This window comes from Candidatus Collinsella stercoripullorum (assembly GCF_027669965.1).
GTDB lineage: Bacteria > Actinomycetota > Coriobacteriia > Coriobacteriales > Coriobacteriaceae > Collinsella > Collinsella stercoripullorum.
The window spans coordinates 1-3899 of record NZ_JAQECM010000083.1 but is presented as its reverse complement, the minus strand read 5'-3'; the positions used below and the strand labels follow the sequence as shown (position 1 = coordinate 3899).

Genomic DNA, 3899 nt, shown 5'->3' with positions numbered 1-3899 from the left:
GGGCTTGCGCGCCGCGGGGGCCGCGGGGGCGGCGGACCTGCCGCGGGGGGCGCCCGACGGGGAGGCGGCGCGGGGGCGCGGAGCGGCCCCGGTGGAGCGGCGGAAGGTCGGCTTCCCGTTAGAAGCCGAGGAATTTGACTTCCGGCTGGAGCTCGACGCCATACGCTTCCTTTACCCTGTCGTACACATGGTGGATGACCGCGAGCACGTCCGACGCGGTCGCGGTGCCGTTGTTCACAATAAAGTTACCGTGTACGCAAGACACCTCCGCCCCTCCGACGGAAAAACCCTTCAATCCGCATTCCTCGACCATAGCGCCCACACTTCGGCCGGGAGGGTTGCGGAACACCGACCCGCAGCACGCCGAGCCGACGGGCTGCGTGCGGCGCCGGCGCACGAGATAGCGCTCCATGGCGGCGCGGATGTCGGCCTTCTCGCCGGGCTCGAGGCGCAAGGTGGCCTCGAGGATGATCTCGTTGCGCGGGATGCCCGTCTCGCGGTACGCCCAGTACACGTCGTCATGGTCGTAGTGGCGCATGCCCTCGCCGGGACGGTAGGTGACCACGTGCTCGACGAGCGAGCCGATCCAGGTGTCGCGCGTCCCCGCGTTCATGGAGACGGCTCCCCCGAGCGTCCCCGGGATGCCCACGGCGAACTCGAGCCCGGACAGGCCGCGGGTCATGGCGTCGTTGACCAGCCGGGCCAGGATCACACCCGCGCCCACCGTGATCGTGCGCCCGTCCTCGGCGAGCACCGAGCGCTGGAACTCGCGCCCGAGGGTGATCACCGCGCCGTCGTACCCGGCGTCGGAGACGAGCAGGTTGGAGCCCTTTCCCAGGATGACCCAGGGCACCTGCTCGCGCGTCAGCACCTCGACGGCGCGCCGCAGCGCATGGTAGCTGTGGCATGCGAGGTACAGCGACGCCCGCCCGCCGATGCGGTAGCTCGTGTGGCGCGCCAGGCGCTCGTCCTCTATGACATCGGTGTCGATGGCGCCCGAGAGCGACATCACCGCGTTGAACAGGCCCATCGGCTATCGGACGCCCTTCTGCGCCTCGGCGACGTGCTCCAGGTAGTCGGGACCCACCTGGGTGATGTCGCCGGCGCCCATGGTGATCAGCAGGTCGCCCTCGCGCGCCTGCTCGTCGAGCAGCGCCATGAGGGACGGGCGGTCGGGGGCGTAGTACACCGGCTTGCCGGGATGGCGCTCGGCGACCAGGTCGGCGAGCATCTTGCTCGTGACGCCGGGGATCGGCATCTCGCCGGCGGAGAACACGTCGACGAGCACGAGGACGTCCGCCTGGGCGAAGGCGTCGGCGAAGTCGTCGGCGAGCGCCTGCAGGCGGCTGTAGCGGTGCGGCTGGAACACGACGACGACCCGGTCGAAGTCCAGGCCGCTCGCCGCGGAGAGGGTCGCCGCGATCTCGGTGGGATGGTGGCCGTAGTCGTCCACGAGCGTCACGCCGCGCACGTCGCCCACATGGGTGAAGCGGCGCCGGACGCCCTGGAAGGTCGAGAGGGCGCGGGCGGCGGCCTCGGTGTCCTGGCCGAGCGCCCAAGCGACCGTCAGGGCCGCGGAGGCGTTCAGCATGTTGTGGCGGCCGGGGTTCGAGGTGATGGTCACCTCGCGCACCGCGCCGTCGGGCAGCGCGACGGTGAAGGACATCGCGAGGCCGCGGCCGCCCGCGGGGACGCACACGACGTCGTTGCCCTCGTCGAAACCGTAGGTGACCACGGTGCGGCCCGTGGAGCGGGCGAGCTCCACCAGGCGGGGGGACTCGCCGCACACGATGACGGTGCCCTGCTCGCCGACGAGGCCCATGAACTGGACGAAGGTCCGCTCGATCTCCTCGAGGCCCGAGTAGTGGTCGAGGTGGTCGGCCTCGACGTTCGTGACGACCACGACATCGGGGTCGAGGTGCAGGAAGGAGCGGTCGGACTCGTCGGCCTCGGACACGAAGAACTCGCCGGAGCCGTTGCGGCCGTTGGTGTCGTAGCCCTCGACGATGCCGCCGATCAGGAAGCTCGGGTCGAGCCCCATGCGGTCGAGCATGGTGGCGCACATGGAGGACGTGGTCGTCTTGCCGTGCGTGCCGGCGACGCCCACGGTCACGTGCCCGCTCGAGAGCACCGACAGCATCCGCGCGCGGGGCCAGACGGGGATGCCCAGCTCGCGGGCGCGGACGACCTCGGGGTTGGTGTCGGGGATGGCCGTCGAGACCACCACGACGTCGGGGCGGAGCTCGTCGACGGTCCTCGCGTCGTGCCCGACGCGCACGTCGATGCCGGCACGCGTGAGCTGCCGGATGTAGCGCGAGGTCTTGAGGTCGGAACCGGTGATGTCGTAGCCGCGCTCGTGCATGATGAGCGCGATCGCGCTCATGCCGGCGCCGCCGATGCCGATGAAGTGGGCGCTCTTGAAGGCGGGCGCGTCCGAGCCGGTCGTAGGTACCTGTGCCATGGCTGTGGTCTCCCCTGACGGATTGGTCGATGCCGGCGCGCGGCCGGCATGCAGTCGATGGTCTACTCTAGCGCAAAAGCGCCGTCGGCGGGAGCAGACCGGTCCATCAGCGCAATCCCTCTACGGCAGGGATAGGGGGCGCAGGGGGCGCCTCCTCTAGACGAGGGCGGAGAGCTCGTCGGCGAGCAGGGCGGCGGCGCGGTCCTGGCCCAGGCCCTGCGCGGCCGCGCGCATGGACGCGCGGCGGCCCGGATCGGCGAGCAGGGCGGCGAGCTCGTCCGAGAAGGCGGCGCCGTCGATGTCGGCGTCCGCGAACATGACCGCGGCGCCCGCGTCCACGAGGAAGCGGGCGTTGGTGGTCTGGTGGTCCGCCGTGGCGAGCGGGTAGGGCACGAGCACCGAGGGGACGGCGAGCGCGGCGATCTCGGCGATGGAGGAGGCGCCGGAGCGGGACAGGACGAGGTCGGAGGCTGCGAGCATGTCGCCCATATCGTCGATGTAGGGCTGCACGCGGTAGCGCGCGGACTCCCCGTCCGCGAGCGCGAGGGCGTCCCGGGTCGCCTCGAAGTCGTCCTTGCCGGTGGAGTGCACGACGCAGACGTCCGGGATCGCGAGCAGGCTGTCCTTCAGGGCGGCCATGCGCTCGTTGATGTGGTGCGCGCCGAGCGACCCGCCGAACACCAGCAGGACGACGGCGTCCTCGGGCACGCCGAGCGCCGCGCGGCCGCGCGCCCGGTCGCCGGCGAGCACCGAGCGGCGGACGGGGTTGCCCGTCTGCACGATCCTCGTCCGAGGGCCGCCGTGCCGCTCGAAGACGGCGCGGACGCTCGGCTGGGCGATGGCGATGAGCGCGGCGCTCTTCGCCGACTCCTTGTTGGCGAGGCCCGGGACCGAGTTCTGCTCGTGCAGGGCCACCGGGATGCCGAGCCTGGCGGCCGCCCGCATGAGCGGCAACTCGACATAGGCGCCGAAGCCGATGGCGACGTCGGGGCGCAGCGCCGGGTCCTGCTGGAACGCGCGGACCAGGCGGCGCTCCTCGCGCGCCAGGTGCGCGAGCGCCGTGAGAAGCGTCCAGGGGCGCGACCGGTCGAAGCCCGTCACGTGGACCGGGAAGAACTCGAAGCCCGCCTGCGGCACGAGGGTGCCCTCCAGGCGGCGCGTCTCGCCGAAGAAGCGGACCTCGTGCCCGCGCCCGCGCAGCTCCTCGGCGAGCGCCAGGGCCGGGTTCACGTGCCCGGCGGTGCCGCCGGCGGCGATCGCGACGGAAATCCTATCGGTCATAACGGTCCCTTCTTCCTTCCCAGTCGCCGCGGTAGGCGTCGCGGCGCGTGCGCGGACCCCGCTCCCGCAGGCGGTCGGCGGCGTCCTGCCCGAGGTCCACGCGGCCGTACCCCTCGCCGCGGCCCCGCCCGCCCGCGAGCGGCGCGGAGCCCGCGCG

3 protein-coding genes are annotated in these 3899 nt (G+C 72.3%); all 3 read right to left on the bottom strand.

Annotated elements, in window-relative coordinates; genetic code table 11:
• Positions 1–118 precede the first annotated feature (118 nt).
• Complete coding sequence (gene murB / locus PHA29_RS10305; protein ID WP_270405873.1) at positions 119–1030, bottom strand: UDP-N-acetylmuramate dehydrogenase; 912 nt, start codon at positions 1028–1030, stop codon at positions 119–121.
• A 3-nt stretch (positions 1031–1033) separates the two neighbouring features.
• Positions 1034–2461, bottom strand: coding sequence for a UDP-N-acetylmuramate--L-alanine ligase (murC, locus tag PHA29_RS10300; protein ID WP_270405874.1), 1428 nt, complete (start codon positions 2459–2461; stop codon positions 1034–1036).
• Between the two features lie 156 nt (positions 2462–2617).
• Positions 2618–3742, bottom strand: a complete 1125-nt coding sequence (gene murG, locus PHA29_RS10295) for an undecaprenyldiphospho-muramoylpentapeptide beta-N-acetylglucosaminyltransferase (RefSeq protein WP_270849542.1) — start codon at positions 3740–3742, stop codon at positions 2618–2620.
• Between the last annotated feature and the right edge of the window lie 157 nt (positions 3743–3899).